We start from the raw sequence: 5,204 nt of genomic DNA on the forward strand, positions 1-5,204 counted from the left end.
GACCGCTCCGGCGGCACGCTCGTGTTCGACCGCTCCCGCTGGGCGTCGTTCCTGCGTTCGATCAAGGGGGATTAACAGCGGCACCTGCGGGTAGTCCGTGCGCGGAGGTCATGTCCGCGTAGGGAATGGAGACGCGCACGATGTCGGATCCGCTGGACGCCACGACTCCGTCTGCTGACGAGGTCGGCCCGGACCCTGCGGAACCGCAAGATCCGGCCGAGCTGCAATCCGCGGGGGATCTCGACGAGGACGAACTGGGCGTGGACCCGCTCGAAGGGGGCGTGGAGCCGCCCGAGCACCTGTCGCAGACCACGGCCGAGCGCCCCACGCCGAGCGAGCAGCGCGCGGGCGACTCGATCGACGAACGGATCTCGGAGGAACGCCCCGACCCGGACGCCGAACCGGGCAGACCGGTCGCCGAAACCCGCCTGTACGAGCTGGACGACTCGGTGGACGAGCAGGCCACCCAGGAGGTCGCCGACGGTTCCCGCGGTGAGCAGATCGCCGCCGAGCAGGACGCCGCAGGCGAACCGGGCACGGTCCTGGAGGGCGACGAGGTCGAGGACACCGGCCTGTCCGCGGCGACCAACGAGGGCGACGCCACCGGCGTCAGCAACGCCTCACCGGAGGAAGGCGCGGAGCGGGTGCAGGATGGCGGAACCTGAACAGGTCTCGCTCCCGGTCGTGCACGGGACCGGTGAGCTGATCGGCGACCTGACGCTGCCGGACCGCAACGGGCCGCTGGTGGTGTTCGCGCACGGCAGCGGCTCGTCCCGGCACAGCAGCCGGAACCGCTGGGTCGCCGAGCAGTTGCAGGAAGCCGGTATCGGCACGCTGCTGATGGACCTGCTCACGCCGGACGAGGACCGCGCCGACGTGCACGCCGAGCTGCGGTTCAACATCCCGCTGCTGACCGTGCGGGTGCTGGGCGTGCTGGACTGGTGGCGCGGCCCGGCGGGCCTGTTCGGCGCCAGCACCGGCGCGGCCGCTGCACTCGGCGCCGCCGCCCGCCGACCGGATGTGGTGCAGGCGGTGGTCTCCCGTGGTGGTCGTCCGGATCTCGCTTCGGAGGCCCTGCAGAACGTGCGGGCACCGACCTTGCTGATCGTCGGCGGCAGCGACATGGAAGTGCTCGAACTGAACCGCCGCACCGCTGAGCAACTCCGCGCCCCGCACGACCTGCACGTCGTCGACGGCGCGACGCACCTGTTCGAGGAACCCGGCGCCCTGGAACAAGCCGCCACCGTCGCCACCAGCTGGTTCACGCAGTACCTGCTTGCGTGATCAGCGGCTCTGCCGGGTAGTCGGAGTGGATGCCCGAGCTGCCGGACGTCGAGGGTTTTCGCCGGGTCGCGCAAGCCGCGGCCGGCCGCGAAGTCGAGGACGTCGTGGTCAACGACTCGCAGGTGTTGCGCGGCGTGCGCCCGCAGGAGTTCCGGAAAGCCTTGCGCGGCAAGGAGTTCGGCACGCCGTGGCGGCACGGCAAGTGGCTGGTGATACCGGTCGGCGCCGAGTTCCCGGAGGTGCTGCTGCACTTCGGCATGACCGGCCGGATGTTGTGGTGCGGCCGGGACGACGAGCCGCACAAGCACGACCGCGTAGTGTTCCGCTTCGCCGACGGCGAGCTTCGGTACCGGGACATGCGCAAGCTGACCGGGTTGCACCTGGCGCGGCGGCAGTCCGACCTGGACGCGCAGCTCGGCGAACTCGGCCCGGACGCGATGGCGGCCTCCGCCGCGGACTACCGGGAGCGGCTGACCCGCACCAAGCGCGGCGTGAAAGCGGCGTTGATGGACCAGGAAGTGCTGGCCGGGCTGGGAAATCTCACCGTCGACGAAACCCTCTGGCAGGCCCGCATCCACCCGGCGCGCAGCACCGGCGACCTGAGCGCGCCGGAGCTGTCCAAGCTCAGCCGCCGCGCGCACACCGTGCTGCGCCAGTCCGCGAAGGTCGCCCACGTGCCCGACCGCCCGTCTTGGCTCACCGGCCACCGCGACGAGCCCGACCCGCACTGCCCGCGCTGCTCGACCGCCCTCGAACGCACCAAGACCGCGGGCCGAACCACATTCCACTGTCCGAACTGCCAGCCCCTCGACAACTCCTAGCAAGCGCAGTTCCTGGAGCGAACGGCCTGTTGGCCCAATCTATTCGGACGAACGGTCCGTTCGCTCGGATTGCATCCCGCGTACGCGGACCGGGGCGACATGCCGGCGCCCGCGGACCGAGGCGAGTGAACGGCCTGTTCATCCAATCTATTGGGACCAACGGTCCGTTCACTCCGCGGACTACCGCTTGTGGCGGGTGAGATTCGCTCGTAGCGCGGCCGGGCCGTGGTGGCGGAAGTTGCCGCGCCAGGTCACCGGGGCCGAGGTCGGCGCGGCGTGCGGGTGTTGCGCGTGCAGCGCCTCCACGGCGCAGCGGGCGATGACGCGGGTCAGCGTCGAAGCCGGGCAGGCGTGGGTGCCGTGGCCGAGGCTCAGGTGCGGGTTCGGGTTGCGGTCGGGCACGAATTCCGAAGCTTCCGAGAACACCCGCTCATCCCGGTTCGCCGATGCCAGCGACAGCAGCAGCGTATCGCCCGCGCGGACGCTCACTCCGCCGATTTCCAAGTCGTGCAACGGGTATCGCGGTGCGGCGAGCAACTGCGGCGGGTGCAGCCGCAGCACCTCCTCGACGCCGGTGCCGAGCCGTTCCGAGCCGAGCAGCCGCAGCATCGCCGAGGACACCGCGTGCACCATGATCTCGTACCAGACGAACAGCAGGTAGAAGACCATGCTGGTCAACTCGTCCGCATCGAGCCGTCCCGCGCCGCGCGCGGTCAGCAGCCCCGCGAGCAGCGAGTCGGCGGGCGGATCCGACGACAACGCCGAACCGATGATCCGCCGCATGTCGTCCATCGTGTCCCGCGCACGCGGCTCCGCGCCGGGCGTGTGCCGCAGCAGCGAATCAGCCCAGCCCGCGAACGTGTCCCGCGCGTCGGCGGGCAGCGGTAGCAGCTCCGCGATCACCCGCACCGGCAGGAGCACCGCGAACTCGCCGACCAGGTCCACTTCGCCCGACAGCGAAGCGGCGAGTTCGTCGGCCACCGCACGAACCTGCGGACTCATCGCGCGAACCCGCTGCGCGGTGAAGCTGGGCGCGATCTCCCGCCGCAGCCGGGTGTGCCGAGGCGGGTCGCTGTTGAGCAGGTGCGCGTCGAGCTGCGGAGGCAGGTCGAAACCGGTGAAGTCGCGGCCGTGCGAGTGCTCGCGGTGCAGCGCGAACCGCGAATCCCCGAACAGCGCGCGGACTTCCGCGTATCTCGTGACCAGCCAGGCGGGCGGGCCGTCCGGAGTGTCGATCCGGTGCACCGGTCCTTGCGCGCGCAGCTCCGCGAGCGAGGCGAACGGTTCGTGCGCGGTTTCGGAGACGGTGAGCGCGTCGGTCACGAGGTGGGATTCTTCATGAGGCGGGGCCGTTCACGAAGCCGGGTTCCCCGCGAAGCCGGGGTTCTGAGGCCGGGGCTTTTCACGATGCCGGAGCTTCAGGAGCCCGGAGCTTTCACGAAGCCGGATCCTTTTCCGCGCGCCGCGGATCGTCCAGCACGGCGCGCACCAGCGGATGCGGGCGGTGGAACGCTTCACCGATGAGGCACAGCCAGCGCAGCTCCTCGGCGAGGTCGCGCTCCGGGGCCTGATCGGGCACCTGCCACAGCGCCACGTCCTGACCGTCCATTCCGGACTCTTCGCGGATCATGGCGCTGCCGTCGCCGGGCGAGCTCCCCGCGCGATGCGCGCGCAGCGCCGCGGCGATGCGGGCGGCTTCGACGGCTGCGGCGCGTTCGTCGCCTTCGAGGCCCTGGCGGTCCGCGTGTTCTTCGGCGAGCGCGGCGGCCTCCGGCGCGAGGTGCGGCCGCAGCACCCGCAGCAGGTCGTCGGTCGCGATCAGCCACCGGTACTCGGCCGAGGCGAGCCGCGTGTTCTGCGCCAGCTCCGGCGCGAGCGGCCGCAAAGCGCGCAACAGCGGACGAAGCTGCCGGCGCGCCCGCGCATGGCGACGCAACCGCGGAACCGACGGCAGCACGTACCCGACCGCCATCACGCTCGCACCGACCGTCGCGCTCACCGGAGCCGCCACATCGCTGACCGGCGCGAGATCCCCGCCGAGCCAGGTCGCGGCCACCGCGACCGCCTTCAACAGCGAATACCCGAGCCCGAACACGACACCGACCGGAACCAGCGACACACCGCGCCGCAGCCACGGATCCGCCGCGTGCGGCTGAATCCGCAGGCACACCAGCGCACTGCGGATCAGGCCCAGCGAGTACGCGCCCAGGTACACCGCGAGGAACCCGACGACGACCGGCTCGCCCGAGTAGTGCGAATCGAAGTCCAGCACGTGCGGCTCGTCGTGCACCGGCGCGACGCAGAACAGCGCCACCAGCACCGCCAGCGCGGCACCCGTGCCGAGCACCAGCGCCCGCCCCGCGGGCACCGCCTCGTCCCGCGACCGCGCCAGATTCACCGAGAACACCTGCAACGACGCGGTGCACAGCACGATCGACGCGTAGACGGCCAAAGTGGACAGGTTCGGCACGCCGGTCGCCGCGGCCACCGCCGAATACACCGGGGGGATCGCGAAGTTGAAGCCGCACGCCACGAACAGCAGCGCCAGCGTGATCGCCCCCAGCCGCGGATCCCGCGGGTCGCGCAGCAGATCCCGCAGCTTCCACAGGAAAGCGCCCAGCTGCAGCAGCAGCGCCAGCGAGTACAGAACCGCGAACGTCACCGGCTCACCCGAGCGCCATCTGGAACCGGCGCAGCACCTCGCGCGCCTCGTCGGGCACCTCGTGCGCCTGCGGGGACTCCCACGAACTGATCCGCTGCATCGCCACCGAAGCCATCATCTCGGCCGCCGCTTCCTCCTGCGCCGAACATCCCGAACGGGTCAGCACCCGATCCAGCACCTCCGGCGGCAGATCGCCGAACAGCGAGCGCAACGCCGGAGCCGGATCGCCGACCGGACGGCCGACGTGGCCCCACAGCAGGTGCATCAGCTCGTGCAGCCAGATGTGCCAGCGGTGCCAGCGCGACGTGCGCGCGTCCGCGACGATGATCACGCAACCCGCCGGCAGCAGCGCCAGGCCGCTGGGGGCGCGCGGCGGCAGCTCCACCGCGGCGAAGTAGATCTCCCTGCCGAGGTGCGCGCGGGCGCGGTCGAGCAGC

6 protein-coding genes are annotated in these 5,204 nt (G+C 71.4%); 3 read left to right on the forward strand and 3 right to left on the reverse strand.

Going from position 1 to position 5,204, the window contains the following annotated elements; translation table 11 throughout:
* The first annotated feature begins 140 nt into the window (after positions 1-140).
* From IJH84_RS06385 to IJH84_RS06395, 3 genes are read left to right on the forward strand one after another with little or no spacing between them, the layout of a single operon-like run.
* On the forward strand, positions 141-665 hold the full coding sequence (locus tag IJH84_RS06385; protein WP_200071333.1) for a hypothetical protein: 525 nt from the start codon (positions 141-143) through the stop codon (positions 663-665).
* The gene (locus IJH84_RS06390) at positions 652-1,284 is read left to right on the forward strand and encodes a dienelactone hydrolase family protein (RefSeq protein WP_295141443.1); all 633 of its coding nucleotides are present in this window, start codon (positions 652-654) and stop codon (positions 1,282-1,284) included. Before IJH84_RS06385 ends, IJH84_RS06390 begins: the two co-directional genes overlap by 14 nt.
* A gap of 29 nt (positions 1,285-1,313) precedes the next feature.
* Positions 1,314-2,105, forward strand: a complete 792-nt coding sequence (locus tag IJH84_RS06395) for a DNA-formamidopyrimidine glycosylase family protein (protein ID WP_295141446.1) — start codon at positions 1,314-1,316, stop codon at positions 2,103-2,105.
* Positions 2,106-2,285: 180 nt separating this feature from the next.
* On the opposite strand, the gene IJH84_RS06400 is transcribed toward IJH84_RS06395, so the two are convergent.
* The 3 genes from IJH84_RS06400 to IJH84_RS06410 form a co-directional block, all read right to left on the reverse strand.
* On the reverse strand, positions 2,286-3,428 hold the full coding sequence (locus tag IJH84_RS06400; protein ID WP_295141449.1) for a cytochrome P450: 1,143 nt from the start codon (positions 3,426-3,428) through the stop codon (positions 2,286-2,288).
* A 112-nt stretch (positions 3,429-3,540) separates the two neighbouring features.
* Complete coding sequence (locus IJH84_RS06405) at positions 3,541-4,767, reverse strand: MAB_1171c family putative transporter (protein WP_295141452.1); 1,227 nt, start codon at positions 4,765-4,767, stop codon at positions 3,541-3,543.
* A gap of 4 nt (positions 4,768-4,771) precedes the next feature.
* A partial coding sequence (locus tag IJH84_RS06410; RefSeq protein WP_295141455.1) for a hypothetical protein occupies positions 4,772-5,204 on the reverse strand: 433 nt, incomplete at its 5' end.

Origin of the sequence: Saccharopolyspora sp. (assembly GCF_017434145.1) — a bacterium.
GTDB classification, from domain to species: Bacteria; Actinomycetota; Actinomycetes; order Mycobacteriales; family Pseudonocardiaceae; genus Saccharopolyspora_C; species Saccharopolyspora_C galaxeae.